Annotated in this window: 1 protein-coding gene; it reads left to right on the top strand. The window is 67.0% G+C overall.

Annotation, left to right across the window (positions count from 1 at the left end; all coding sequences use genetic code 11):
• A partial coding sequence (locus ETD85_RS62665) for a TCP-1/cpn60 chaperonin family protein (protein ID WP_276617434.1) occupies positions 1-627 on the top strand: 627 nt, incomplete at both ends.

The following is a 627-nucleotide window of genomic DNA, read 5'->3' as shown; positions in this document are numbered from 1 at the left end:
CCAACCCGATGGCTCTGAAGAAGGGCATCGAGGCCGCCGTCGAGCGCGTCAGCGAGGAGCTCTCCAAGCTGGCCAAGGATGTGGAGACCAAGGAGCAGATCGCCTCCACCGCCTCCATCTCCGCCGCCGACCCCGAGATCGGCTCGCTCATCGCCGAGGCGATGGACAAGGTCGGCAAGGAAGGCGTCATCACCGTCGAGGAGAGCAACGCCTTCGGCCTCGAGCTCGAGCTCACCGAGGGCATGCGCTTCGACAAGGGCTACATCGCCCCGCTCTTCATCACCGACTCCGACCGGCTCGAAGCGGTGCTGGACGACCCCTACGTCCTGATCGTGAGCGGCAAGGTCTCCGCCAACAGGGACGTGCTGCCGCTGCTCGACAAGGTCGTCCAGTCGGGCAGGCCACTGCTGGTCATCGCCGAGGACGTCGAGGGCGAGGCCCTGGCGACCCTGGTGGTCAACAAGATGAAGGGCGTCTTCCGGTCGGTCGCGGTCAAGGCGCCGGGCTTCGGTGACCGTCGCAAGGCGATGCTGAACGACATCGCGATCCTGGCCGGTGGCCAGGTCATCGCCGAGGAGGTCGGTCTCAAGCTGGAGAACGCCACCCTCGACCTGCTCGGCCGCGCCC

The sequence above is a fragment of the Nonomuraea zeae genome (assembly GCF_005889725.1).
In the GTDB taxonomy this organism is placed as follows: domain Bacteria; phylum Actinomycetota; class Actinomycetes; order Streptosporangiales; family Streptosporangiaceae; genus Nonomuraea; species Nonomuraea zeae.
The sequence above is the reverse complement of the archived record's forward strand: the minus strand, read 5'-3'. Positions and strand labels throughout refer to the sequence as shown.